This is a genomic window from Nocardioides sp. URHA0020 (assembly GCF_000620705.1).
In the GTDB taxonomy this organism is placed as follows: Bacteria; Actinomycetota; Actinomycetes; order Propionibacteriales; family Nocardioidaceae; genus Nocardioides.
The window spans coordinates 378,113-402,496 of record NZ_KK211167.1 but is presented as its reverse complement, the minus strand read 5'-3'; the positions used below and the strand labels follow the sequence as shown (position 1 = coordinate 402,496).

General features: G+C 73.4%; 20 protein-coding genes and 1 pseudogene. 8 read left to right on the top strand and 13 right to left on the bottom strand.

Annotation, left to right across the window (positions count from 1 at the left end; all coding sequences use genetic code 11):
- Positions 1-27: 27 nt before the first annotated feature.
- From N542_RS0110605 to N542_RS0110595, 3 genes are all read left to right on the top strand, one after another.
- A complete protein-coding gene (locus N542_RS0110605) occupies positions 28-813 on the top strand; it encodes an SDR family oxidoreductase (RefSeq protein WP_028643893.1) in 786 nt (261 codons plus the stop codon).
- A gap of 111 nt (positions 814-924) precedes the next feature.
- Positions 925-2,193: an ArgE/DapE family deacylase gene (locus N542_RS0110600; RefSeq protein WP_028643892.1), complete on the top strand. Its 1,269-nt coding sequence runs from the start codon at positions 925-927 to the stop codon at positions 2,191-2,193.
- A 40-nt stretch (positions 2,194-2,233) separates the two neighbouring features.
- Entirely contained in the window at positions 2,234-3,130 is an 897-nt protein-coding gene (locus N542_RS0110595; RefSeq protein WP_036507278.1) for a patatin-like phospholipase family protein, read from the top strand.
- A gap of 4 nt (positions 3,131-3,134) precedes the next feature.
- Here the strand turns inward: N542_RS0110595 and N542_RS0110590 are convergent, their stop codons facing one another.
- From N542_RS0110590 to pdhA, 3 genes are read right to left on the bottom strand one after another with little or no spacing between them, the layout of a single operon-like run.
- Entirely contained in the window at positions 3,135-4,523 is a 1,389-nt protein-coding gene (locus N542_RS0110590) for a dihydrolipoamide acetyltransferase family protein (RefSeq protein ID WP_028643890.1), read from the bottom strand.
- A gap of 17 nt (positions 4,524-4,540) precedes the next feature.
- Entirely contained in the window at positions 4,541-5,524 is a 984-nt protein-coding gene (locus N542_RS0110585) for an alpha-ketoacid dehydrogenase subunit beta (protein WP_028643889.1), read from the bottom strand.
- Complete coding sequence (gene pdhA / locus N542_RS0110580; RefSeq protein WP_036507525.1) at positions 5,521-6,639, bottom strand: pyruvate dehydrogenase (acetyl-transferring) E1 component subunit alpha; 1,119 nt, start codon at positions 6,637-6,639, stop codon at positions 5,521-5,523. Before pdhA ends, N542_RS0110585 begins: the two co-directional genes overlap by 4 nt.
- A gap of 238 nt (positions 6,640-6,877) precedes the next feature.
- Here pdhA and N542_RS0110575 point away from each other — a divergent pair, with 238 nt between their 5' ends.
- Positions 6,878-7,324: an SRPBCC family protein gene (locus N542_RS0110575; protein ID WP_028643887.1), complete on the top strand. Its 447-nt coding sequence runs from the start codon at positions 6,878-6,880 to the stop codon at positions 7,322-7,324.
- Positions 7,325-7,328: 4 nt separating this feature from the next.
- Here N542_RS0110575 and N542_RS0110570 read toward each other — a convergent pair whose 3' ends face one another.
- Entirely contained in the window at positions 7,329-8,795 is a 1,467-nt protein-coding gene (locus N542_RS0110570; RefSeq protein ID WP_028643886.1) for a protein adenylyltransferase SelO, read from the bottom strand.
- 80 nt (positions 8,796-8,875) lie between these two features.
- On the opposite strand from N542_RS0110570, the gene N542_RS26620 reads away from it, so the two are divergent.
- On the top strand, positions 8,876-9,652 hold the full coding sequence (locus tag N542_RS26620; protein WP_155992974.1) for a helix-turn-helix domain-containing protein: 777 nt from the start codon (positions 8,876-8,878) through the stop codon (positions 9,650-9,652).
- 130 nt (positions 9,653-9,782) lie between these two features.
- On the opposite strand, the gene N542_RS0110560 is transcribed toward N542_RS26620, so the two are convergent.
- From N542_RS0110560 to N542_RS0110550, 3 genes are read right to left on the bottom strand one after another with little or no spacing between them, the layout of a single operon-like run.
- Positions 9,783-10,697: a cation diffusion facilitator family transporter gene (locus tag N542_RS0110560; RefSeq protein ID WP_028643885.1), complete on the bottom strand. Its 915-nt coding sequence runs from the start codon at positions 10,695-10,697 to the stop codon at positions 9,783-9,785.
- A 31-nt stretch (positions 10,698-10,728) separates the two neighbouring features.
- Positions 10,729-11,694 carry a glutathione S-transferase family protein gene (locus tag N542_RS0110555; protein ID WP_028643884.1) on the bottom strand — a complete coding sequence of 322 codons (966 nt, stop codon included), beginning with the start codon at positions 11,692-11,694 and terminating at the stop codon, positions 10,729-10,731.
- Between the two features lie 21 nt (positions 11,695-11,715).
- On the bottom strand, positions 11,716-12,741 hold the full coding sequence (locus N542_RS0110550) for a zinc-binding metallopeptidase family protein (protein ID WP_028643883.1): 1,026 nt from the start codon (positions 12,739-12,741) through the stop codon (positions 11,716-11,718).
- Between the two features lie 114 nt (positions 12,742-12,855).
- Here N542_RS0110550 and N542_RS0110545 point away from each other — a divergent pair, with 114 nt between their 5' ends.
- A complete protein-coding gene (locus N542_RS0110545) occupies positions 12,856-13,071 on the top strand; it encodes a hypothetical protein (RefSeq protein WP_028643882.1) in 216 nt (71 codons plus the stop codon).
- 4 nt (positions 13,072-13,075) lie between these two features.
- On the opposite strand, the gene N542_RS0110540 is transcribed toward N542_RS0110545, so the two are convergent.
- Genes N542_RS0110540 through N542_RS24380 form a run of 4 tightly spaced genes read right to left on the bottom strand, consistent with a single transcriptional unit; the run spans position 13,076 to position 20,864 of the window.
- Positions 13,076-13,951 (bottom strand): transglutaminase-like domain-containing protein, encoded by an 876-nt coding sequence (locus tag N542_RS0110540; protein ID WP_028643881.1) that lies wholly within the window; start codon positions 13,949-13,951, stop codon positions 13,076-13,078.
- Positions 13,948-16,437 carry a circularly permuted type 2 ATP-grasp protein gene (locus N542_RS0110535; RefSeq protein WP_028643880.1) on the bottom strand — a complete coding sequence of 830 codons (2,490 nt, stop codon included), beginning with the start codon at positions 16,435-16,437 and terminating at the stop codon, positions 13,948-13,950. Before N542_RS0110535 ends, N542_RS0110540 begins: the two co-directional genes overlap by 4 nt.
- Positions 16,434-19,697 carry a transglutaminase family protein gene (locus N542_RS0110530; RefSeq protein ID WP_028643879.1) on the bottom strand — a complete coding sequence of 1,088 codons (3,264 nt, stop codon included), beginning with the start codon at positions 19,695-19,697 and terminating at the stop codon, positions 16,434-16,436. The genes N542_RS0110535 and N542_RS0110530 overlap by 4 nt, the downstream gene beginning before the upstream one ends.
- A 42-nt stretch (positions 19,698-19,739) precedes the next feature.
- Positions 19,740-20,864 (bottom strand): glycoside hydrolase family 3 protein, encoded by a 1,125-nt coding sequence (locus N542_RS24380; protein ID WP_197025925.1) that lies wholly within the window; start codon positions 20,862-20,864, stop codon positions 19,740-19,742.
- 99 nt (positions 20,865-20,963) lie between these two features.
- On the opposite strand from N542_RS24380, the gene N542_RS0110520 reads away from it, so the two are divergent.
- Together N542_RS0110520 and N542_RS28085 are read left to right on the top strand one after the other, a co-directional pair.
- Positions 20,964-21,533, top strand: coding sequence for a winged helix-turn-helix domain-containing protein (locus N542_RS0110520; RefSeq protein WP_197025924.1), 570 nt, complete (start codon positions 20,964-20,966; stop codon positions 21,531-21,533).
- Positions 21,530-22,690, top strand: a pseudogene (locus tag N542_RS28085) (MFS transporter); the annotation flags it as partial. The gene N542_RS0110520 and the pseudogene N542_RS28085, both read left to right, overlap by 4 nt.
- Positions 22,691-22,734: 44 nt before the next feature.
- Here the strand turns inward: N542_RS28085 and hisC are convergent.
- Both hisC and N542_RS26615 read right to left on the bottom strand, forming a co-directional pair.
- Positions 22,735-23,802: a histidinol-phosphate transaminase gene (gene hisC / locus N542_RS0110505; RefSeq protein WP_028643876.1), complete on the bottom strand. Its 1,068-nt coding sequence runs from the start codon at positions 23,800-23,802 to the stop codon at positions 22,735-22,737.
- Between the two features lie 14 nt (positions 23,803-23,816).
- The gene (locus N542_RS26615) at positions 23,817-24,374 is read right to left on the bottom strand and encodes a VanZ family protein (protein WP_155992972.1); all 558 of its coding nucleotides are present in this window, start codon (positions 24,372-24,374) and stop codon (positions 23,817-23,819) included.
- Between the last annotated feature and the right edge of the window lie 10 nt (positions 24,375-24,384).

Sequence of the window (24,384 nt, the reverse complement as noted above, 5' to 3'; positions counted from 1 at the left end):
GAAACTAGAACCGGTTACAGTCCGGCCATGAAGACGTACGCCGTCACCGGCGCGGCCTCGGGGATCGGCGCCGCCACGACGGCCCTGCTGCGCGATCGGGGCCACCGGGTGATCACCGTCGACCGGCCGGGCACCGACGCCGCCGTCACCGCCGACCTCGCCACCGCCGACGGCCGGGCCGACGCGGTGGCCGGCGTCCAGGCACTGACCGACGTCCTCCACGGGCTGGTGCCGGCGGCCGGGGTGGGCGGGTTCACCGGCGTCGACCCGCAGCTGGTCGTGTCGGTCAACTACTTCGGCGCCGTCGCGCTCGTCGGGGGTCTGCGGCCCCAGCTGGCCGCGGCCGGCAGCGCCGGCGTGGTCCTCCTCGCGTCCAACTCGACGACCTGCCAGGGCGGCTGGGACACCACGCTCGCCGACGCCTGCCTCGCGGGCGACGAGCCCGCGGCCCGGCAGGCCGTCGCGGGCGTCGAGGCGGTGATGGTCTACCCCGCGACCAAGGCGGCGCTCGCCTGGTGGGCGCGGCAGCACGGCGTCGGGCCGGACTGGGCCGGTGCCGGCATCCGGCTCAACTCCGTCGCACCCGGGCTCATCGCGACGCCGATGACCGAGCAGCTGCGCGCCGACCCGGTCTTCGGCCCGTTCGCCGACACCTACCCCACTGCGCTCGACCGCCCCGGCCGTCCGGAGGAGGTGGCCGAGGTGATCGCGTTCCTCGCCTCGGACGCGGCGAGCCTGGTGGTGGGTGCGGTGCTCTTCGTCGACGGCGGCACCGACGCGATCATCAACCCGCACGAGCCACGCCCGCGGTAGCCCGGGCATGGCCCAGGCGGGTCATTCGCCCCGATTCCCCCGTGCGGCGACCTCCCCCGCCCTTACGGTGAGCGCTCCGCCCCCCCCCCCCCGCCCCCGACAAGGACGAGCGTGTCCCACCGCGACCTCAGTGACCTCGAGCTCCGCGCCCTCGCCTTCGTGGACGAGCGCGAGCTGGTCCGTGACCTCGTCGACATCGTGGCCGTGCCGAGCATCAGCGGCACCGACGCCGAGAGCGACCTCCAGCACCGGCTCGCCAAGCAGGTGCGCGAGCTCGACCTCGACGTGGACCTCTGGCAGCTGGACCTCCCTCGCCTGACGGCCGATCCGCAGTTCCCCGGGTGGGAGGTCGAGCGGTCCGAGAGCTGGGGCCTGGTCGCGAGCAGCGGCCCGGGCGAGCCCGAGCTCGTCCTCCAGGGCCACGTCGACGTGGTGCCCGCGGGAGACCCGGCGACCTGGCGCACGGACCCCTTCACGGCCGACCTGACCGGACGCCGGATCCACGGCCGTGGCACCTGTGACATGAAGGCCGGCGTCGTCGCCAACATCGCCGCGGTGCGCGCCGTCCGCGCCGCCGGCATCCCGCTGTCGCGGCCGTACGCCCTCCAGCTCGTCGTCGGCGAGGAGGACGGTGGGCTCGGCGCCTTCGCGACGCTGGACCGCGGTCACCGGGGCCGGGCGTGCATCATCACCGAGCCGACCAGCGGCACGATCACCACGGCCAACGCCGGCGCCCTCACCTTCGAGCTCCGGGTGCCGGGTGCGGCGACGCACGCGAGCACGTCGTACGCCGGGGTCAGCGCGCTCGACCGCTACCTCCCGCTGCACGCGGCCCTCGCCGCCCTCCAGGAGCGGCGCAACCGCGACGTCCACCCGCTGATGTCGGAGTACCCGGTCGCCTACCCGCTCTCGGTCGGCAAGGTGTCCTGCGGCGAGTGGGCGAGCACCGTGCCCGACCTGCTGGTCGCCGAGGGCCGGCTCGGGGTCGCCCTGGGCGAGGACCCGGACGGTGCGCGCAGCCAGCTCGAGGAGGCCGTCGCCGACGCCGCGGCGCGCGACCCGTGGCTGCGCGACCACCCGCCGAGCGTGACGTGGACCGGCGGCCAGTTCGCCAGCGGCGAGTACGCGCAGGACGACCGCGCCCTCTTCGACCTCGTCGGCGCCGCGCACGCCGACGTCACGCGCGGGCCCCGACCCCGCGAGCGCGGAGCGCCGTACGGCAGCGACCTCCGGCTGTACGCCGGCGCCGGCGTGCCGACGCTGCACTACGGGCCGGGTGACGTCCGGCTGGCGCACGGGCCGCACGAGGCGGTGGAGGTGGACGAGCTGGTCACCGTCACCGAGAGCCTGGTGCTGGCGCTCCTGCGCCGCTGCCGGTAGCGACGGGCGGTCGCGGTCGGCCGGGCCCTACCCTCGACGCATGTCGCGCGTCGCTCTGGTCCTCGGCTCGGGCGGCGCCCGCGGCTACGCCCACATCGGCGCGATCGCCGAGATCGAGGCCCGCGGCCACGAGGTCATCGCCGTGGCCGGATCGTCGATGGGGGCGCTGGTCGGTGGCCTGTACGCCGCCGGCGCGCTCGACGACTACACGGAGTGGGTCCGCAACCTCAAGCAGCGCGAGATCCTCCGCCTGCTCGACCCGAAGTGGTCGGCCGGGGGCGCGATCGCAGCCAACCGGATCTTCGCCGAGGTCGAGGAGCTGATCGGCGCCCAGTTGATCGAGGACCTGCCGCTCGCGTTCACCGCCGTCGCCACCGACCTGCGGGCGCGGCGCGAGGTCTGGTTCCAGCGCGGGCCGCTGCTCTCGGCGATCCGCGCCTCGATCGCGATCCCGGGCGTGATCACCCCGGTCGTGATGAACGGCCGCCTGCTCGCCGACGGCGGCCTGATGAACCCGGTGCCGATCGAGCCGACCGCGGCCGCCGCGGCCGACCTCACCATCGCGATCTCGCTGCAGGGCGACCGGAGCGCCCACGACCCGAGCACCCCGGCCCGCGAGCCCGCGGCGCCGACCTGGCGCGAGGAGCTGGTCGGCCGGGTACGCCGTACCGTCGGCCGCGAGCGCGAGCGCGAGGTCGAGCTCGAGGCACCCGAGCCGATCGAGCCGGACCCCCTGCGCATCTCCGACGTGGTGGGGCTGTCGCTGGACGCGATGCAGGGCCTGGTCGCCCGCTACCGGATGGCCGGCCTGCCTCCCGACGTGCTCGTGACCGTGCCGGTCTCGGCCGCCCGGTCCCTCGACTTCCACCGGGTGACCGAGATGATCGAGCTCGGCCAGCGCCTGACCGCCGACGCGCTCGACGTGTCAGGCCACTGACGCCTCAGAAGAGCAGCGCGGTCGCCGGGTCCTCCAGGATCCCGGCCACGTCGGCGAGGAACCGGGAGCCCTTCTCCCCGTCGATGTGGCGGTGGTCGAAGGACAGCGACAGCGTGCACACCTGACGCACGACGATGCTGTCCTGGCCGTCGACGTCGACCACCCACGGCGCCTTCTTGATCGTGCCGAAGGCCAGGATCGCGGACTCGCCCGGGTTGATGATCGGGGTGCCGCCGTCGATCCCGAAGGGGCCGATGTTGGTGATCGTGAACGTCCCGCCGCTCATCTCCGCTGGCTGCGTCCTGCCCTCGCGCGCGGTCGCGGTCAGCGCGTTGAGCGCCGTCGCCAGCTCGAGCAGCGAGAGGTCCTGCGCGTCCTTGACGTTGGGCACGACGAGCCCGCGCGGCGTCGCCGCCGCGATCCCGAGGTTGACGTAGTCCTTGAAGACCACGTCGCCGGCGGCCTCGTCCCACAGCGAGTTGATCTCCGGCGTACGACGCATCGCCAGCATCACCGCGCGCGCGAGCACGAGCAGCGGCGAGACCTTGACCTCGCGGAACTCGCGCCGCCCCTTGAGCCGGTCGACGAGCTCCATCGTCCGGGTCACGTCGATGGTCACCCACTCGGTGACGTGCGGGATCGTGAAGGCCGAGCTCACCATCGCCTGGCCCATCATCTTGCGCACGCCCTTGATCGGCTCGCGGGTCTCGCCGCCGGTGGTCGACGAGCGGGGAGCGCTCGTCCCGGGCCGCGACACCTCCGAGGCCGCCGGGTGCAGGTGCTCGGAGGAGCCCACGTAGGCCACGCCGGAGGCGGCCGCCTCCACGTCGGCGCGGGTCACGGTCCCGTTGGGCCCGGACGCACGGCAGCTGCCGAGGTCGACCCCGAGGTCCTTGGCCAGCTTGCGCACCGGCGGCTTCGCCAGCGTGCGCACGGCGACGGGGGCCGGCGGCGGCTCCTCGACCGCCTCGACCATCGGCGCGGCGCCGGCCTCGAAGGCCGCCTGGGTCTGCATGTGGGCGGCCACGGCGCCTGACGGCACCTTGCGCGCGCGGCGCACCGGACCTCGGTCGGCCTTGTTGCGGCCGACCAGCGACTCGCCCTCGCCGCCACCGGAGGCGGCCGGGTTGGACAGGTCCATCTCCGGCTCGGCCCCGGCGGGGTCGCCGATCGCGATGATCGGCGTGCCGACCTCGACCATCTCGCCCTCGGCGACGAGCAGGGCGGTGACGGTGCCGGCGTACGGCGACGGCAGCTCGACGATCGACTTCGCGGTCTCGATGTCGACCACGACGTCGTTGATCGCGATGACGTCGCCGACCTTGACCTTCCAGCCCACGATCTCGGCCTCGGTCAGACCCTCGCCCACGTCGGGCAGCTTGTACTCAGCCATGTCAGGACTCCCTGCCCTCAGTACTCGAGCGAACGGTCGACGGCGTCCAGCACCCGGTCGAGGTCGGGGAGGTAGTCCTCCTCGATCCGCGACGGCGGGTAGGGCGTGTCGAACGCACCCACCCGGAGCACCGGAGCCTCGAGCGAGTAGAAGCACTGCTCGGTGATCCGCGCGGACACCTCCGCGCCCATGCCGAGGTTGACGTGCGCCTCGTGGGTGATCACCGCGCGCCCGGTCCGGCGCACCGACTCGTAGACCGGCCCCATGTCGAGCGGCGAGAGCGTGCGCAGGTCGATGACCTCGACCGACTTGCCCTCGCCGGCCGCCGCCTCCGCCACCTTGAGCGCCGTCTTCACCGTCGGGCCGTAGGCCAGCACGGTGACGTCGGAGCCGCGGCGCACGACGCGCGAGGTGAAGAGCGGGTCGGGCGTCGCGGTGTCGTCGAGGTCGGCCTTGTCGGCGTGGTACTGCCGCTTGGGCTCGAGGAAGATCACCGGGTCGTCGCAGGCGATGGCCTGCTGGATCATCCAGTAGCCGTCGACCGGGTTGGAGCAGGCGACCACCTTGAGGCCGGGGGTGTGCGCGAACTGCGCCTCCGGCGACTCGCTGTGGTGCTCGACCGCGCCGATGCCGCCACCGAAGGGGATCCGGATGACCATCGGCATCTTCGACTTGCCCTGGCTGCGGAAGGTCATCTTCGCGACCTGGCAGACGATCTGGTCGTACGCCGGGTAGACGAACCCGTCGAACTGGATCTCGACGACCGGGCGGTAGCCGCGCAGGGCCAGCCCGACGGCCGTGCCGACGATGCCGGACTCGGCCAGCGGCGAGTCGATGACTCGGTCCTCGCCGAAGTCCTTCTGCAGGCCGTCGGTGATCCGGAAGACGCCGCCGAGCTTGCCGACGTCCTCGCCCATGAGCAGGACCTTGGGGTCGTCCTCCATCGCGCGCCGTAGCCCCATGTTGAGGCCCTTGGCGAGAGTGATCTTCTCGGTGCTCATGCCCGTGCCCCCTCGAAGCTCTCGAGGTAGGCCTCGAAGCCGGCGCGCTGCTCCGCGAGCTCCTCGGTCAGCTCGGTGTAGACGTGGTCGAAGATCGACAGCGGTGACGGGTCCGGCAGCGCCTTGCACCCGTCGCGCAGGCGGGCACCGAGGTCGTCGGCCTCCGCCTGCACCGCCGCGACGAACTCGTCGTCGGCCAGGCCGTTGCGCCGCAGGTAGACCTCCACCCGCGCGATCGGGTCCTTGAGCTTCCAGCGCTCGAGGTCGTCGGAGAGCCGGTAGCGGGTCGGGTCGTCGGTCGTGGTGTGGGCGCCCATCCGGTAGGTGTAGGCCTCGACGAAGGTCGGGCCCTGCCCGTCCCGCGCGCGCTGCAGCGCGGCCTGCGTGACGGCGTACGTCGCGAGCACGTCGTTGCCGTCGACGCGGACGCCGGGGAAGCCGAAGCCCAGGGCCCGCTGGTAGAGCGGGATCCGCGTCTGGCGCTCGATCGGCTCGGAGATGGCCCACTGGTTGTTCTGGCAGAAGAAGACGACGGGCGCGTTGTAGGACGCCGCGAAGATGAAGGCCTCGTTGACGTCGCCCTGCGAGGAGGCACCGTCGCCGAAGTGGGCGATGACGGCCGCGTCGCGCTCGGGGTCACCGGTGCCGACGACGCCGTCGCGCTGCATGCCCATCGCGTAGCCGGTGGCGTGCAGGGTCTGGGCGCCGATGACGATCGTGTAGAGGCCGAAGTTGTTCTCGGCCGGGTCCCAGCGGCCCTGGTCGACCCCACGGAAGAGGCCGAGCAGGTCGAGCGGGTCGACGCCCTTGCACCAGGCGACCCCGTGCTCGCGGTAGGTCGGGAAGACGTAGTCCTGTGGGCGCAGCGCGCGGCCGGCACCGATCTGCGCGGCCTCCTGGCCGAGCAGCTGGGCCCAGATGCCGAGCTCACCGTGGCGCTGCAGCGCGGTCGCCTCGACGTCGATGCGCCGGGTCAGCACCATGTCGCGGTAGAAGCCGCGGAGCTGCTCGGCGGAGAAGTCCAGGTCGAACTCGGGGTGGTGGACCCGCTCCCCCTCGGGAGTGAGGAGCTGGACCAGCTCGGGGCCGCCGTCCTGCTGCGAGGGACCGAACACCTCGACGAGGTCGGGGCCGAAGCCGTCTCCTGCTGGCTGCTGCGTCACGTGCACTCCTTCGAGGTCATCGGCCGGAGCGGGGTCTCCGCGTGCCGAGGTCAGTACGCCGGGGACTCAGGAGCGGGGGTGGTGCTCCTGTGACCCGGGACACAATCGTGCAACGGCAAACGTACCTGCGTCCTCCGGGCGGCCGCCAATCGCCCCGCGCACTCGTGCCCCGACCTCTACGCTTCGGGGCATGAGTGCCTCCGACGTCTCGGCCAGCACGACGATCGCCGCGCCGCCCGCCACGATCTTCGCGATCCTCACCGACCCCCGTCAGCACGCCCGCATCGACGGGTCCGGCACCGTCCGAGAGGCGGTCGACGGTCCCGAACGGCTCGAGCTCGGCTCGACCTTCGGGATGAAGATGAGGATCGGGGCGCCGTACCGCACCAAGAACAGGGTCGTGGAGTACGAGCCCGACCGGCTCATCTCCTGGCGACACTTCGGGACGCACCGCTGGCGCTACGAGCTCGAGCCGCAGGCGGACGGCACCACGACGGTGACCGAGACCTGGGACCTGAGCCACTGCAACGGCGTCAACAAGTGGGTCCTGGGCGCCCTGGGCTATCCCCAGCGGCACCAGCGGGGGATCGAGCAGACGCTCGTGAAGCTCAAGGCGGCGGCCGAGGCCGACGCCTGAGCCGTCAGGTCCCGCAGAAGGTCTGGTAGCCGGCGCCGAAGTCGTCCGGCGCCGGCGCGGCGTAGGCCTCGAGGCCAGGACGCTCGTCGTACGGCGAGCGCACCGCCTCCAGCAGCCGCTCGACCGGGCCGAGGTCGCCGCCGGTCGCGGCCGCCAGCGCCTCCTCGACGAGGTGGTTGCGGGGTAGGTAGACCGGGTTGACCCGGTCCATCGCGTCGGCGTCGGGGCCGAGGGCGCGCCAGCGCTCCAGCCAGGCGTCGAGGTCCGCGAGGTCCAGGACCAGCCCACGCACCGGCTCGGCGTCGCCGCGCGCAGCGCGACCCAGCGCCCGGTAGAACGTCGTGAGATCGACCCGACCGGCTCGCATCAGCGCGACCAGGTCCTCGACCAGCGGCGCCGCGACCTCGTCGTCGAGGTCGGCGGGCAGCCCGAGCTTGGCGCGGATCCCGCTCAGCCAGGCGGCGTTGTAGTGGTGGCCGAACGCGCTCAGGGAGGCGGTCGCCGCCTCGACGGCGCCGTCCTGGTCGTCACCCAGCAGGGGCAGCAGCGCCTCGGCCAGCCGGGCCAGGTTCCACTGGGTGATGCCCGGCTGGTTGCCGTAGGCGTAGCGCCCGGACTCGTCGATCGAGCTGTAGACGGTCGCCGGGTCGAAGGCCTCCATGAAGGCGCACGGTCCGTAGTCGATGGTCTCGCCGGAGATCGTCACGTTGTCGGTGTTCAGCACCCCGTGCACGAAGCCGACGAGCATCCACTGCGCGACGAGGCGGGCCTGGGCGGCCACCACCGCGTCGTAGAGGGCGAGGTACGGCGCGTCCGCGGTCGCCGCCTCCGGGTAGTGGCGCTCGATCGCGAGGTCGGCGAGGCGACGCGTCAGCTCGACGTCGCCCTGCGCCGCGACGAACTGGAAGCTGCCGACCCGCAGGTGGCTGCTCGCCACCCGCGCCAGGACAGCGCCCGGCAGCACGGTCTCGCGGCGTACGCCGCGGCCCGTGGCGACCACCGCGAGGGCCCGGGTCGTGGGGATGCCGAGCGCGTGCATGGCCTCGCTGACGACGTACTCCCGCAGCATCGGGCCGACGGCCGCCAGGCCGTCGCCGCCGCGTGCGAACGGCGTGCGACCCGAGCCCTTGAGGTGCAGGTCGCGCACCCGGCCGTCCCGGTCGCGGAGCTCGCCGAGCAGCAGGGCGCGTCCGTCGCCGAGACGGGGGCTGAACCCGCCGAACTGGTGCCCGGCGTACGCCTGCGCCACCGGTCGCGCGTCCGGCGGCACGAGCGTCCCGGTCAGCAGCCCGAGACCGTCCGGGCCACGGAGCTGGTCCACCTCGAGGCCGAGCCCGGTGGCCAGCGGCTCGTTCAGGACCAGCAGGGTCGGCTCCGGCGCGGGCTCGGCGTGCCAGGGCACGGCGAGCTCGGGAACCGCCCGGGCGAACTGGTCGTCCAAGGCGATGGTCAGGACGCGTGCGGTGCTCACACCTCGAGGCTACGTGTCTGGTCCGCACGGTCACAGGGTGCGAGAATCGGCGACGAGCGGCAGGCACGGGAGGCGCAGACGTGACAGCGAGGGACTTCCCGGTGCGGGTCGGGCACGGCTCGGCGACCGGCATCCGCACGGCGGACGCCCTCGCCGTCCTCGACGCCGCCGCCGTCCTGCAGATGAGGCGCAGCGAGGCCGCCGCGGCCGCGGCTCGCGACGAGCTGAGCACCGGCGAGGTGGTGGCGCTCGGCACCGCCGGAGCCCATGAGTGGCTCCACTCCCAGGGAGCCGCCTGGCGCGAGAACCTGTCGGTCCGTCCGGGCGCCTCCACCACCCAGCTGCGTGCGGGCCTGCCGATCAACCGGGCCTACCTCGCGGCCGGGACGCAGATGGTGAGCGTCTTCGACTACCAGGGCGTCGACCCGGAGGGCCGCATCCTGCTGGCCAACGAACCGGTCGGCAACTACCTCTTCGGCCGGGCACCGGTGCAGATGAAGATCATCGACCGTCGCTTCGTGATCCTGGACGGACCGGTCGTCGACGGCTCGATGAGCCTGATGACCATCCATGCCGGCCCCTGCCTGGAGGCCGCCTGGCGCTACTGGGAGGCGGTCATCGCGTCCACGGTCCCGGTCGAGGACACCGGTGTCTCGGACCTCGCCTTCCTCACCCGACGACAGCGTCAGGTGGTCGCGCTGCTCACGGCCGACCTGGGCGACGAGGCGATCGCCGCGTCGCTCGGCGTCAGCGTCCGGACCGTGCGCTCCGAGGTGGCCGCGATCCTCGCGGCGCTGGGCGTGCGGTCCCGCTTCGCGGCCGCCACCCGACTGGCGCGGTTGGCCGCCGACGGGTGACCGGCTGCAGGAACCTGCAACCCGCATGACACCGAGCCCCGCCGTCCGGTGACATGTCGCCGGGTGGAGTCGGCCGGCGATCGGGGGAGCTGGTCGGCTCCCTTCTCGCGTCGCGCACTGGCGGCGATCGCTAGTGGACCTCGCCCAGGTCCTCGTGGTCCCGGTGCGTCTCCGGCTCGACCTGGAAGGTCGAGTGGCGCACGTCGAAGTGCTCGGCGGTGCACGCGGCCAGCCGGTCGAGGAGGCCACCCACGCCGTCGGCGTCGAGGGCCTCCTGGGTGACGGTCACGTGCGCCGACAGGCTGGGCATCCCGCTGGTGATGGTCCAGGCGTGCAGGTCGTGGACGTCGACCACCCCCGGCATCTCGAGCAGGTGCCGGGCCACGTCGTCCAGGTCCATGCCGGCCGGTGCGATCTCGAGCAGGATGGAGGCCGACTCGCGGAGCAGGACCAGCGACCGAGGCAGGATCAGCGCGGCGATCAGCAGCGACACGATCGAGTCGGCGCGGTCCCAGCCCCAGAGCAGGATCACGACGCCGGCGAGCACGGCCAGGATCGAGCCGACCAGGTCGGCGAACACCTCGTTGGCCGCGCCGCGCAGGTTGAGCGACCCGGTGTCGGACCGGTTCAGCACGATCAGCGACGTGGCGTTGGCGACCAGGCCGACGGCGGCGAAGGCGATCATCGGTCCGGCGTCGACCGAGGCCGGGTCGGCCAGCCGCGAGATCCCGGCGTACGCCAGGTAGCCGCAGACCACCAGCAGCACCAGGGCGTTGAGCATCGCGGCGAGGATCTCGGCCCGGTGCAGGCCGAAGGTCGAGCGGGGACCGCCGCCCCGGGACGCGACGTACGACGCCCCCAGCGCGAGCACCACCGCGGCGGCGTCGGTGGCCATGTGCCCGGCGTCGGCGAGCAGCGCGAGCGAGCCGGTGACGTACGCGCCGACCACCTCGAAGGCCAGCACGACGACGGTGACGCCCAGGACCCAGCGCAGGCGGGCGCGGTCCTCCGCGCGCCCGGCCGCGTGGCCGTGGTCGTGTCCCATGGGCCCAGCCTAGGGAAGGCGCGGCCGAGCCTCAGCCGCGGCCGTGCGGCTCGAGCCAGCCGGCGAGATCGGGGCCCCGGGGCACGATCTGCGTGGGGTTCAGGTCGCGGTGCACCACGTAGTAGTGCTGCTTGATCTGCTCGAAGTCGGTGTTGTCGCCGAAGGCCGGGATCGCGTAGAGCTCGCGCGCGTAGCCCCACAGGTTCGACATCTCGACCAGCTTCTGCCGGTTGCACTTGAAGTGCCCGTGGTAGACGGCGTCGAAGCGCGCCAGCGTGGTCCAGAGGCGTACGTCGGCCTCGGTGATCGCGTCGCCCATCAGGTAGCGCCTCGTCGACAGCCGCTCCTCGAGCCAGTCGAGTGCGGTCCAGAGCCGGTCGTACGCCGCGTCGTACGCCTCCTGGGACCCGGCGAAGCCACAGCGGTAGACGCCGTTGTTGACCTCGGTGTAGACGCGCTTCATGACCTCCTCCATCTCCTCGCGGAGACCGGTCGGCCACAGGTCGGGCGCGTCGGCGCGGTGGTGCTCGCGCCACTCGAAGAAGAGGTCGTGCGTGATCCACGGGAAGTCGTTGGTCACGACGCCGCCGGTCGGCACGTCGACGACCGCCGGGACCGTGATCCCGCGCGGGTAGTCGGGGAAGCGGGCGAAGTAGGCCTGCTGGACCCGCTCGATGCCGAGCACCGGGTCGACCCCGCCGGGGTCGAGGTCGAAGGTCCAGCTGCGCTCGTCGTGCGTCGGGCCGGGCGTGCCGAGCGAGATCACGTCCTCGAGCCCGAGCAGCTGCCGCACGATGATCGTGCGGGTCGCCCACGGGCAGGCCTTCGCAGCCACCAGCCGGTAGCGGCCGGGCTCGACCGGCCACAGCTCGCCGTCGACCGGACCGTGCTCGGGTCGGCGGGCGCCGAGGGTGATCCGGTCGGGGATGTACGTCGAGTCTCGGGCGAACTCGCCCGCCGCGACGTAGGAGCCCTGGTTGCCGCCCGAGTCACTCATGTCTCCAGCGTAGGTGAACCCTCAGGTACCGGACTGCCGGCCCGAGGTGCCGCTCTCGCGCAGCGACGCCACAAACTCGAGCTTGTCGAGCACCGGCGGCGGGATCACGAACGGGTAGAGGTCGTCCTTGCCCATGCTGCGGTTGACCATGTTCAGCGCGACCGCGAGCGGGATCCACACCCCGCGCACCACGTCGGCGAAGCTGGCGAACGACGTGACCGGCGCGACCGCCGTCAGGCCGTACTCGCTGGCCGTCTCGATCGTGTCGCAGATGTGCAGGTAGTGGGCCCAGGTCTCGGCGAAGTCCTCGAAGGGGTGCATGGTCGCGTACGTCGAGATGTACTCCGACTCCCAGCCCGCCGGCGGCCCCTCGGCGTAGTGCCGGTCGATCTCGGCCTGGTAGTCGGTGGACTCGTCGCCGAAGAGCTCGCGGCAGCGCGCCTGCGTCTCGCCGTCGCGCACCAGCTGCCACTCGATGTAGTGCCCGACCTCGTGCCGGAAGTGGCCGAGCATCGTGCGGTAGGGCTCGGCCAGCCGGGCGCGGACCTTCTCGCGGTAGGCGTCGTCGCTCTCGGCGAGGTCGATGGTGATGACCCCGTCCGCGTGCCCGATGACCACGTTGTCCTCGCCGGATTGGTCGCTGGTGCTCAGCAGGTCGAAGGCCAGGCCGTTCTCCGGGTCGGCGACCTTGTCGACCACGCGGAAGCCCAGGGTGTCGAGCTCGGCGACCAGGTGGCGCTTGGCCTGCTCGGCGAGCCGGAACTGCTCCAGCCCCTCGACGTCGCCGTCGGCAGGTCGGGTGCGGGTCAGGTCGCAGGCGGCGCACTGACCACCCGTGACCGTCGCCAGCCAGGTGCAGCCGGAGAGGTTGAGGTTGCGGCAGATCCACCAGACCAGGCCGGACGCGTCGACGTACCGACCCTGCGGGTCGACCGGGACGATCGCCCGCTCGCTGCGGGAGAAGCCGAGCGCGGTCCCGCAGGAGACGCACACGGAGTTCTCGAAGTAGAGGGTGTTGTCGCACACCCGGCAGCGATAGGCCTTCACCGGTCCTTTGTACCCACCCGACGACCGATGAGACGCATTCCCGGACCCGCCGACCGCGAACGGAATTCGCCGTTGGTTACCCACGAGTCGCCAGGGAGGCGCATACTGGGAGCAATGGCTACCTCATCTGGGCGCCGGCACCTCGCCAGCAGCCCCTTCAAGCCCAAGGTCGAGCTCCCGATCGAAGACTTCGAGTCGGGCGACCTGGTGTCGCACGACTCCTACGGGGTCGGCCGTGTCGTGGGCGTCGAGGCGGACGCGGTGTCGGTCGACTTCCGCGACCAGACCGTCCGCGTGTCGAGCCCGTACCGGAAGATGACCAAGCTCTAGAGCCTCACACCGGCGCGACGTCGACCGACACCTTCAGGGTCGACTTCGTCGCCTCGGTGAAGATGACGCCCTTGACCGGCGGCACGTCCCGGTAGTCGCGCCCCCACGCCACGGTGACGTAGCGGTCGTTGACCCACTGGTCGTTGGTCGGGTCGACGGCGAGCCACTGGCCCGTCTCCGGCAGCCAGACCGCCACCCACGCGTGGGAGGCGTCGGCGCCGACGATCCGCTCGCGCCCCGGCGGCGGCTGGGTGGCCAGGTAGCCGCTGACGTAGCGCACGGCCAGCCCGTGCGAGCGCAGGCAGGCGATCGTCAGGTGCGCGAAGTCCTGGCAGACCCCGGCCCGCTTGCGGAAGGTGACCTCCACGGTCGACGTCACCGTCGTGGCGGTCGCGTCATAGGCGAAGTCGGCGTGGATGCGGTGCATCAGGTCGGTGACCGCCTCCCCGACCGGCCGGCCCGGCAGCAGCGACTCGGCGGCGTACGCGTGCGCCTCGGCGGTCTGCTGCGCGGCCGCCGACGGCAGCGCGAAGTCGGTGGCCAGCCAGGCGTCCGGCAGGGTCGGGTCGAGCAGCGGTCGCGCGCCCTCCCAGGGTGTGGCCAGTCCGGCCTCGTCGTACGCCGGCATCGAGACCTCGACCTCGGAGCTGCCCGCGACCACCAGCTCCTGGTGGGCGCTGGTCACCTGGAAGTACGTCGCCGTGTTGCCGTAGCAGTCGATGTCGTGGGACTGGTCGACCGGCGTGGGCGTCACCTCGACCGCGGTCGAGGAGACCCGCTGCGACGCCAGCACGCGCGGGACCAGGTGGGCGACGCCCAAGCTGTCGGTGACGTCGTCGTCGTAGGTGTACGTCGTCGCGTGGCTCACCCGATATCTCACGAGCCCGCCTCCGAGACGAGCGCCATCCCGAGGGAGCCGAGCAGCCGGGGCGGCGGCCCGCTGGCGAAGTGCACCTCGGCGACGGCATCGGCGACCCGCTCCAGCGTGATCAGGAAGCCGTCGAGGAAGCGCACCAGGTTGGGCCGCTCGACCCCGCCGATGGCGACCAGGCCGGCCACGTCGACCGCCGCGAGCTGGTCGAGCAGGTCCGCGAGCAGCCGCTCCGGACGCGACGACCCGGTCGAGCCGGGCAGCGCCGCCAGGTGCTCCCTCCCCTCGGCGAGGCAGAAGGCGATCGAGCGCGGGTTGTCGGTGTCCATGAGCAGCAGGTCGAGCACCCCGGCCGGGCGGACGTAGCCGCGGTAGCGCCGGCGGTGGGTCACCGCGCTCTCCGTCGAGACGAGGACCGAGTTGAGCACCTCGCGGTCGACGTCGATGCCGCGTCGCTCGGTCGTCGTGGCGCTGAGCAGGTGCAGGACCTGGAGGGCCCGCTCGAGCGAGCGACCGAGCCCGATGGCGTGCCAGCCGGCGTCGCGGATCATGCTCGCGTTGACGCCCTGCAGCGACAGGATGCCGGTGAGCATCCGGCCGGCGCTCTCCGCGACCTGGTGGCTGTGGGTGCTGCCCTCGAGCGCCTCGACCGCACGGTCGGTGGTGCCGAAGGCCCGCCAGGTGTCCGGCGAGAGCTGGTCCCTGACCCCGCGCAGCACGTCGCGCAGCCCGTCGAGCCCGAAGGCGACGCCGCCGAGGCGGGACCGGTCCAGCAGCAGCGAGCGGAAGTCGGCGTCGAGGTCGTCGGCGGCGTCCGGCGACGGCCCGGCCATCCGGTGCACCGCCCCCATCAGCACGGTCAGGCTGGCGCCGCCGGTGGAGCGCGGCCGCGTGCCGAAGTCCTCGGACAGCGCGTGCGCGGCGAGCACCAGCCGGAGCAGGTCCTCGACCCGCTCGGAGTAGCGCCCGAACCAGAACATGTCCTCCAGCACCCGCGGGACCGTCATCGGCACCGACCGGGCCGTCGTCATCGGGAGCACGCCGGACAGGCCCTGGTCGGCATCACCGACGTTGGCCTTGAGGACCCACACGTCCTTGCTGGTCGGGGTGGTCGCGTCGAGCCAGCCGCTGGCCATCCCCCCGACGAGCGGGCGGTACGCCGAGCCGTAGCGGAGCGTGAACGTGCGCAGCGTGACCGGCACCGGGCGGGCGCCACCGCGCGACCAGGCCGGCGACTGCGAGAGCGGCAGCGGCTCCTGGCCGACGAAGCGGTACGGCGCCGCGAGCACCCGCGCCCGGATCTCGTCGGGCGAGAGGTCGACGAGGTCCTCGGGACGGCCGTCGATCTCGCTGACCACGAGCTCCCCCAGCCGATCCAGCACGTGCTCCAGACCGTCGGGCTCGCCGCACCACCAGGTCGGCACGGAGTGCAGCCGCAGCGGCTCGCCGAGCAGCGCCTCGCAGGCGGCCGGCAGGTAGGGCAGCAGGCCGGGGTTCTCCAGCACGCCGGCGCCGAGGCCGTTGACCACGCGGACCCGGCCACGACGGACCGCCTCGACCAGGCCGGCGACGCCGAGCTGGGAGTCGCCGCGCAGCTCCAGCGGGTCGCTCCAGGCCGCGTCGACGCGGCGCAGGATGACGTCGACGCGCTCGAGACGGCCCGGCACCCGCAGGTAGACCCAGCCGTCGCGGACGACCAGGTCGCTGCCCTCGACCAGCGGGAAGCCGAGTGCCGAGGCGATGAACGCCTGGTCGTACGCCGTCTCCGAGTGGGTGCCCGGCGACAGCACGACGACCCGGGGGTCGGCGAGGTCGCCCTGCGCGGACTGCAGGAGCGCGGAGCGCAGCGCCCAGAAGTAGGGCTCCATCCGGTGCAGGCCGGCCTCGCGGTAGAGCTCCGGCATCACCCGGGAGATCACGCGGCGGTTCTCCATCGCGTAGCCGATGCCCGACGGCGCCTGGGCCTTGTCGGCGAGCACCCGCCACGCACCGTCGGCGTCGCGACCGAGGTCGGTGGCGGCCAGCACCAGCGGCCGCGGGTCGATGGCCTCGGCGCGCGCGACGACGCGGGTGTAGCCGCTGTGCCCGAGCACGACCGCCGCCGGGAGGATGCGCTCGCGCAGCAGCCGCTGCTCGCCGTACAGGTCGACGAGGATCGCGTTGAGCAGCTCGGCGCGCTGGGCCAGGCCGACCTCGACCGGCGCCCACGCCGCGGCGTCGATGACCAGCGGCACCGGGTCCAGCCGCCACCGGCCGTGGCCGCGACCCGGCTGGGCGTAGGTGACGCCGTCGTCGGAGAGGAAGCGGCCGATCTCGCCCTGCACGCGCCGCAGGTCGGCCTCGGTGAGCCCGACCGCGACCTCGGCGAGGCCCTTCCACGCGGGGCGCAGCGACCCGTCCGGGGCGACCACCTCGTCGTACCGGCCGGTGTTGTCGAGACCGTCGCCGAGCGCCGGCTGGGTGACCGTCGCGGCGTAGTCGCGCAGCACCGTCATCCCGGCGGCACCCGTCTGAGGTCGAGGAGGTGCGGGTAGTCCGCGGACGCGGCGCGGCGCCCGGCGTCCACGACGGCGCCCACGTCGATGCGACCGGCCGTGTGACCGCGCGGCTCGAAGCGGCCGAGCCGACGAGCCTCGGCCTCCTGGGCGTTGACCGGCGGGTGGTCGTACGAGCGGCCCCCCGGGTGGACGACGTGGTACGTCGCGCCGCCCAGCGAGACCTCCGAGCCGACGTCGACGACGTCGAAGCGCAGCGGGGCGTGCACCGGGATGGAGGGGTGCAGCGCCGACCACGGCTGCCAGGCGCGGTAGCGCACCCCGGCGTAGTGGCCGTCGGCTCCGGCGGTCGCGGTCAGGGGCACCGCCACACCCTGACACGTGACGAGGTGCCGCGCGGGGTCGATCCCACGCACCAGCACCTGGAGGCGCTCGACCGAGGAGTCGACGTAGCGCGCCGTGCCGCCGGCCGTCGCCTCCTCGCCGAGGACGTGCCAGGGCTCGATGGCGGAGCGCAGCTCGAGCTCGATGCCGTCGCCGAGGGTGGCCAGGCCGATGCGCGGGAAGCGGAACTCGGTGAACGGGGCGAGCCACGACTCCTCGAAGGGGATGCCGAAGGCGCGCAGGTCGGCGGCGACCTCGGCGATGTCGCCGGTGGCGCCCTCGGGGAGCAGGAAGTCCTCGTGCAGCCGGGTGCCCCAGCGCACCAGCGGCGCGGTCAGCGGCTGCTCCCAGAACATCGCCACCAGGCTGCGCACGAGCAGCGCCTGGACCAGCGCCATCTGGGGGTGCGGCGGCATCTCGAAGCCGCGCAGCTCCAGCAGCCCGAGGCGGCCGCGCGAGGAGTCGGGGCTGTACATCTTGTCGATGCAGAACTCCGAGCGGTGGGTGTTGCCGGTCAGGTCGGTCAGCAGGTGCCGCAGCGCCCGGTCGACCAGCCAGGGGCGCGGGCCCTCCCCGGTCTCGGCTGCCTCGGCGACCAGCCGGGCGATCTCGGCGGCCGCGATCTCCATCTCGTAGACCGCCTCGGGGCGTCCCTCGTCGAAGCGCGGCGCCTGGCTGGTCGGGCCGACGAAGCGACCGGAGAAGAGGTAGGACAGCGACGGGTGCCGCTGCCAGTACGTGATCAGGCTGACCAGCAGGTCGGGGCGGCGCAGCAGCGGCGAGTCGATCGGCTCGGTGCCGCCCAGGGTGAGGTGGTTGCCGCCGCCGGTGCCGGTGTGCAGCCCGTCGACGTCGAACTTCTCCGTCGTCAGCGCGCTGTGCCGCGCCGCGTCGTACAGCGTGGTGGTGAGGTCACGCTGCTCGGCCCAGCTGGCGGTCGGCTGCACGTTGACCTCGATGACGCCCGGGTCGGGGGTGACGACGAGCTGGGTCAGGCGCGGGTCGGGCGGCGGGCCGTAGCCCTCGAGCACGACCGGGCAGCCGATCCGCCGGGTGGCGACCTCGACCAGGCGGAGCAGGTCGGCGTAGTCCTCGAGCCGCTCGGTCGGCGGCAGGAAGACGTGCACGTGGCCGTCGCGCGCCTCGAAGGTCAGCGCCGTGGTCGGCGCCCCCTCGGGCTCGGCGAGCCGGACCGCGCGCACGATCGGGCGCAGCGGGGGTCCGGACCGGAGGTACGACGGCTCCCCGGCGAACTCCGGGTCCTGCCACGAGATCGAGTCGAGCGGCAGCCGGAGCCCCACCGGGGACGTGCCCGGCGTCAGCACCAGACGGCCACGGCGCAGGCGCCACACCGGGCTCGTCCACTCGTCCTCGCCGGTGGCGATCGGCAGCACCCAGCCGCGCACCTCGATGACCTCGGCGTCCAGCGCCGCGACGTCCACGCGCTCGTCGGTCGGCTGCCCCACCGGCAGGCGGACCTCGGCCACCAGCGCGGCCAGCGGGTCTTCGTACGCCGGGCGCAGCTGGTCGGGCGGCAGCCCGAGGCTCTCGGTGACCCGCCGGGCGAGGGCCTCGGCGTGCGCAGGCGCGTCGGGGTCGCCCGCGCCGGCCCAGGGGTCGGCGAAGAGCTTCGGGTCCTCCCACAGCGGCACCCCGTCGGTGCGCCACTGCAGCGCGATGTTCCACCGGGGCAGCGGCTCCCCCGGGTACCACTTGCCCTGGCCGCGGTGCACGACGCCACCGACGGCGTACAGCTCGCGCAGCCGGTCGGCGAGCTCACCGGCGAGCGCGCGCTTCTCGGGGCCGTCGGCGTCGGTGCTCCACTGCGGGGTGGTCGCGTCGTCGCGGGAGACGAACGTGGGCTCACCGCCCATCGTCAGGCGGACGTCGCCGGCCCGGAGCCGCTCGTCGACGGCCTCCCCGAGGGCGTCGATGCGGGCCCACTGCGCCTCGGTGTAGGGCTGGGTCACCCGGGGGTCCTCGTGGACGCGGCGGACCTCGTTGTGGAAGGAGAAGGTCACCTCGACCGGGTCGGTCGCGCCCTCGATCGGTGCGGCGGCGCTGGGGTGGGGCGTCGCGGACAGCGGGATGTGGCCCTCCCCCGCGAAGAGCGCCGACGTGGGGTCGAGCCCGACCCAGCCGGCGCCCGGGACGAACACCTCGGTCCACGCGTGCAGGTCGGTGAAGTCCTGGGCCGTCCCGGTCGGTCCGTCGAGGCCGACCATGCTGTCGGGGTCCGCGGCCAGCTGCACCAGGTAGCCGGAGACGAAGCGCGCGGCCAGACCGTACTGCCGCAGCAGGCTGACCAGCAGCCACGCGCTGTCACGGCACGATCCGATGCCCAGCCGCAGCGTCTCGTCGGGGTCCTGGACTCCGGTCTCCATCCGCACCGAGTAGGCGACGTCGCGGTTGACCGCGGAGTTGAGCCCGGCCAGGAACGACACGATCGGGAGGCCCTCCGCGGGCAGTGGAGGCAGCGCCTCGCGCCAGGCGCCGGCGCCCGCGCTCTCGTCGACCGGCCGCAGGTACGGCGCCAGGTCGGCGGCCAGCGAGGGCTCGTAGGCGAAGGGGAAGCGCTCGGCGTACTCCTCCACGAAGAAGTCGAGCGGGTTGATCACCATCAGGTCGGCCACCAGGCCGACGGTGATGTCGAGCTCGCCGACCTTCTCGGGGAAGACGATCCGGGCGAGCCAGTTGCCGAACGGGTCCTGCTGCCAGTTCAGGAAGTGGTTCTTCGGGCTGATCGTCAGCGAGTAGGCCTCGATCGGGGTGCGTGAGTGCGGCGCGGGCCGGAGCCGGACGACGTGCGGCGCGACCTTCACCGGCTGCGCGAACGTGTAGGTGGTCCGATGCTCGAGCGCGACCTTGACCGACATGGTGCACAGCCTGCCCGTCATCCGTTGCGGGGAGGTAACCGCTCAGTGGGCGAGCAGCCCCTGCCGCTGCTTGGCGGTGAGCACGCGCAGCGCGGAGGCCTCGACCTGCGCGCGGAACCGCGGGTCGGTCCGGGCCTTGCGGAGCACGGCGCGATACATCTCCGGCAGCACCTGCGGGTCGACGGTGAGCACCAGGTCACCACCGGCGGCGATGAAGCGGACCGCGCGGCGCCCCGGCGCGATCCGCGCCACCTGCCGGGCGTGGGCGAGGTCGTCGGAGATCACCACGCCGTCGAAGCCCAGGTCGCCGCGCAGCATGGTCGTGACGACGTACGGCGAGAACGCGGCCAGCCGCTCCGGGTCCAGGCGGGGGTAGCGGGCGGTCGACATCATCACGGCCGGCGCGCCCGCCCGGATCGCCGCCCGGAAGGGCGCCAGGTAGGGGTCGTGGCGACGGGTGACCCGGTCGGTGACGCCGGAGCTGGTGTCGGGGTTGGCGCGGACGCGGCCCAGGCCGGGGAAGTGCTTGACCGCGGTGGCGACCCGGCCGTCGGCCATCCCCCGCACCAGCGCGACCCCGTGGCGCGAGACCCGGCCGGGCGTGTAGCCGAGCTCGCGGTCGTAGCGCCCGATCGGGGCGTTGTGCCGTGCTGCCCGGGGGCCGGGCACGGTGTCGAGGACCGGGGCCAGGTCGAGGTTCACGCCCGCCCGGTGCAGCTCCCCGGCCCACCGGGCAGCGGCGTGGCGCAGCCGGGCCGGACGCAGCCGTCCCTGCGCGAGCCCGCTCGGCATCCGCGAGAACCCGGGGCCCTGCAGGACCCGGACCTGGCCGCCCTCCTGGTCGGTGGCGACGAAGAGGCGGACCCCGCCGGTCGCGCGCCGGCTGACCTGGGCCTGCATCGCCCGCGACACCCGGGCCGTGGCGCGCACGCCGCCGTGGCTGCGCCCGGTCAGCATCACGTTGCCCACGTGGAGGCGGCGGACCTGCGCCGTCGTACGCCGGTCGGCGTGGTCGGCCGGCGTGCCCACCACGAACAGCTGACCCACCTGCTGCGGCAGGGTCATCCGGTCGAGCGCGGCCTCGGCCGGCGTGGCCGGCGGGGCGGGTGCGGTCGCGCTGATCGAGGCGGCGAGCAGGGCGGCGAGCGCGGCGATCGGGGAGAGCACGCGCGGGACGGTACCTGCCCCCCGCGGCCGCGCGGCACACCCGGGGCGCATTCCAAAGAGATGTTTGCAAAGTTCTGTTTGCAGTCGTACGGTCGAGAGGTGGACCTGACCTCGATCACCCCCTCGCCCCAGCAGATGAAGGCGCTCACCCACCCGGTCCGGGTGCGGATGCTCGGCCTCCTGCGGATCGACGGGCCGGCGACGGCCACCACGCTCGCGGCTCGCCTCGGACTCAACACCGGCGCGACGTCGTACCACCTCCGGCAGCTGGCCCAGGCCGGCTTCGTCGACGAGGCCACCGAGCTCGGCAACGCCCGCGACCGCTGGTGGAAGGCCGCGCACCAGACGACGACGACCGACACGGCCGGTCCCGCCGAGCCGGAGGCGCGCGACACGCTGGACGCCTACCTGCAGTCCGTGGTCGTGGTGACGACCGAGCGGCTGCAGCGCTCGGTCGAGGAGCTGCCGCTGCTGCCCGAGGAGTGGCGCGACGCGACGACGTACAGCGACTGGGTGGTGAGCCTGACTCCCCGCAGGGCGCGCGCCGTGATCGAGCAGCTGATGGCGGCGATGCAGGAGATCGACGAGGAGGACGACGACGAGGCTGCGCCGTTCGTGCTGCAGCTCAACGCGTTCCCCTACCCGGGCAAGGTCGGGAGCGGGTCGTGAGCGGCCGCCGGCCGCTCTACGGCTGGCTCGGCGCGGAGGCGATCTCGCTCACCGGCACCCGGGTGTCGATGATCGCGCTGCCGTGGCTGGTGCTGACGACCACCGGGAGCGCCACCCGGACCGGGCTCGTCGCGCTCGCCGAGATGCTCCCGCTGGTGGTCCTCAAGGTCCTCGGCGGACCGGTGATCGACCGGGTCGGCGCCCGTCGGGTGGCGATCACGTGCGACCTGCTCTCGGTGCTCGCCGTCGGGGCGATCCCGCTGCTGCACGCCTCGGGCCGGCTGCCGTTCCCGGTGCTCCTGCTCCTGGTGGCGCTGGCCGGGGCCCTGCGCGGCCCGGGCGACGCCGCGAAGGCGGCGCTGACCCCGACCGTGGCCGCGACGGCCGGCGTGCCGATGGAGCGGGCGACCGGCCTGCACTCCGCCGTCGAGCGCACCGCCGGGCTGCTCGGCGCCGCAGCGGCCGGCGGGCTGGTCGCCTGGGTCGGGGCCGCCGACGCCCTCGTCGTCGACGCGCTCAGCTTCGCGCTGTCCGCGGCCGTGCTCGCCTGGGCCACCGCCCCGACCCCGGTGCGGGCGTCTCCCCCCGCCGACGCACCCTCGTCGTACGGCGCCGAGCTGACCGAGGGCTGGACCTTCCTCCGCGGCGACCGGGTGCTGCTCGGCATCACGGTGATGGTGGCCCTGACCAACCTGCTGGACCTGGCGTTCGCCACCGTCCTGGTGCCGGTCTGGGCGGCGACGACGACGGGCAGCGCGGCGACGGTCGGGCTGGTCTTCGCCACCTTCGGCGGGGCGGCGGCGCTCGGCTCGATCTGCGCGGCCGCCTGGGCGGAGCGACTGCCGCGCTACCGGACCTACCTGGTCGCGTTCCTGGTCTGCGGAGCGCCGCGCTTCGCGGTGTTCGCCCTCGACGTCCCGGTCACCGTGGTGCTCGCGGTGTGCGTCGTCGGTGGCTACGCGTCCGGCTTCCTCAACCCGATCCTGGGCGCGGTGGTCTACGAGCGGATCCCCGAGCCGTTGGTGGGTCGGGTCTCCTCGCTCAGCACCGCGATGTGCTTCGCCCTGATGCCCTTCGGGGGCATCCTCGGCGGCCTGCTGGTCGCCGGGGTGGGGCTCTCACCAGCACTGCTGGTCGTCGGGGCGGCGTACCTCCTGGTCACGATGCTGCCCGCCGTCGACCCGCGCTGGCGCGAGCTCGATCAGCGGAAGGCGGCCGCCACCGAGACCAGCCGGTCGTTGGCCTCGGGCTCGCCGATGGAGACCCGGGCGCCCTCGCCCGCGAACGGGCGCACGACGATGCCGGCCTCGTCGGCCGCGGCCGCGAAGTCGGCCGTCCGCTCGCCGAGCGCGAACCACACGAAGTTGCCCTGAGCGTCGGGCACGTCCCAGCCGACGGCGCGCAGTCCGGCCACGACGCGGGCCCGCTCGGCGACCAGTGCGTCGACGCGCTCCAGGAGCTCGGCGCGACGCTCGAGCGAGGCGATGGCCGCGGCCTGCCCGATCGTCGAGACGCCGAACGGCAGCGAGACGGCACGCAGCGCACCGGCGATGGCGGCCGGCGCGACGGCGTACCCGACCCGGAAGCCGGCCAGGCCGTAGGCCTTGGAGAAGGTGCGGGTGAGCACGACGTTGTCGTGGCGGCGGTAGGTCGCCAGCCCGTCGACCGCGTCGTCCATCCGCACGAACTCCAGGTAGGCCTCGTCGACCACCACGAGCACGTGCGACGGCACCCGCGCGATGAAGGCGTCCAGCTCGGTCTGGGTGACGGCGGGGCCGGTCGGGTTGTTGGGCGTGCAGACCAGCACCACCTTGGTGCGGTCGGTGATCGCGGCCGCCATCGCGTCGAGGTCATGGCGCCCGTCGGCGAGCACCGGCACCTGCACGGAGACGGCCGCGGCCGCGGTGACCGCGATCGGGTAGGCCTCGAAGGACCGCCACGCGAAGACGACCTCGTCACCGGGGTCGCAGAAGGCCTGCACCAGCTGGTAGATCAGGCCCACCGAGCCGGTCGCGACCGACAGGTGCTCGGCCGGCACGTCGAAGGTCTCGGCCAGGGCGGCGTACAGCGCGGAGCTCCCCATGTCGGGGTAGCGGTTCATCGCGGCGACCCCCGCCTGCACGGCCTCGACGACGCCGGGCAGCGGCGGGTAGGGGTTCTCGTTGGAGGACAGCTTGTACGACGTCATCCCGGGTCGGACCGTCGGCGGCTTGCCGGCGACGTACGGCGGGATCTCCGCCACGTTCGCGCGGGGCTGGGGGGTGCTCATGCTGGCCAGGCTAGTCACGACGTCCGCCGGTAGCGCCAGGGGCGCAGCACCAGGGCCAGGACGAGGCCGAGACCCACGCCGAGCACCGCCCCGGTGACGTTGTCGATCACGTCGGTCACGTCGCAGGCACGGTCGATCCGGGCCAGCGCGAGCTGCGTCGCCTCGATCGCGACGGAGTACGCCGCGAGCCCGACGAGGCCGAGCGGCACCAGCACCCACGCCGCCCGCCACCGGGCGCAGGCCAGCACCAGCAGGGCGCCGGCCGGCACGAACACGACCATGTTGAGCAGCCGCTGCCCACCGGAGAAGATCCAGAAGCCGTCGGGCGCGGGGCCGCCGATGTCCCAGGAGCAGGTCGTCATCCGGCCCTCGGCGTACACGACCCCGGGCGCGCCGTTCGCCGGGATCAGGGTGATCGACCCGATCACCGCGAGCGACCAGACGAAGCCGGCGATGGCGTACGCCGACAGCGGGCCGATCCGGCGCGTGAGCGCCAGCGCGAGGAGCAGGCACAGCACCCCGGAGCCCGCGATCAGCAGCAGCATGACACCTACGCCACCGACCGGGAACACGCCCCGACGG

Coding starts and splice junctions, on each gene's coding strand:
- N542_RS0110575 (WP_028643887.1), top strand. CDS start 6,878: ATGAGTGCCTCCGACGTCTCGGCCAGCACGACGATCGCCGCGCCGCCC.
- hisC (WP_028643876.1), bottom strand. CDS start 23,802: ATGAGCACCCCCCAGCCCCGCGCGAACGTGGCGGAGATCCCGCCGTAC.
- N542_RS0110555 (WP_028643884.1), bottom strand. CDS start 11,694: ATGAGTGACTCGGGCGGCAACCAGGGCTCCTACGTCGCGGCGGGCGAG.
- N542_RS0110590 (WP_028643890.1), bottom strand. CDS start 4,523: ATGGCTGAGTACAAGCTGCCCGACGTGGGCGAGGGTCTGACCGAGGCC.
- N542_RS0110605 (WP_028643893.1), top strand. CDS start 28: ATGAAGACGTACGCCGTCACCGGCGCGGCCTCGGGGATCGGCGCCGCC.
- N542_RS0110530 (WP_028643879.1), bottom strand. CDS start 19,697: ATGTCGGTCAAGGTCGCGCTCGAGCATCGGACCACCTACACGTTCGCG.
- N542_RS0110595 (WP_036507278.1), top strand. CDS start 2,234: ATGTCGCGCGTCGCTCTGGTCCTCGGCTCGGGCGGCGCCCGCGGCTAC.
- N542_RS0110545 (WP_028643882.1), top strand. CDS start 12,856: ATGGCTACCTCATCTGGGCGCCGGCACCTCGCCAGCAGCCCCTTCAAG.
- N542_RS0110585 (WP_028643889.1), bottom strand. CDS start 5,524: ATGAGCACCGAGAAGATCACTCTCGCCAAGGGCCTCAACATGGGGCTA.
- N542_RS0110560 (WP_028643885.1), bottom strand. CDS start 10,697: ATGGGACACGACCACGGCCACGCGGCCGGGCGCGCGGAGGACCGCGCC.
- N542_RS0110535 (WP_028643880.1), bottom strand. CDS start 16,437: ATGACGGTGCTGCGCGACTACGCCGCGACGGTCACCCAGCCGGCGCTC.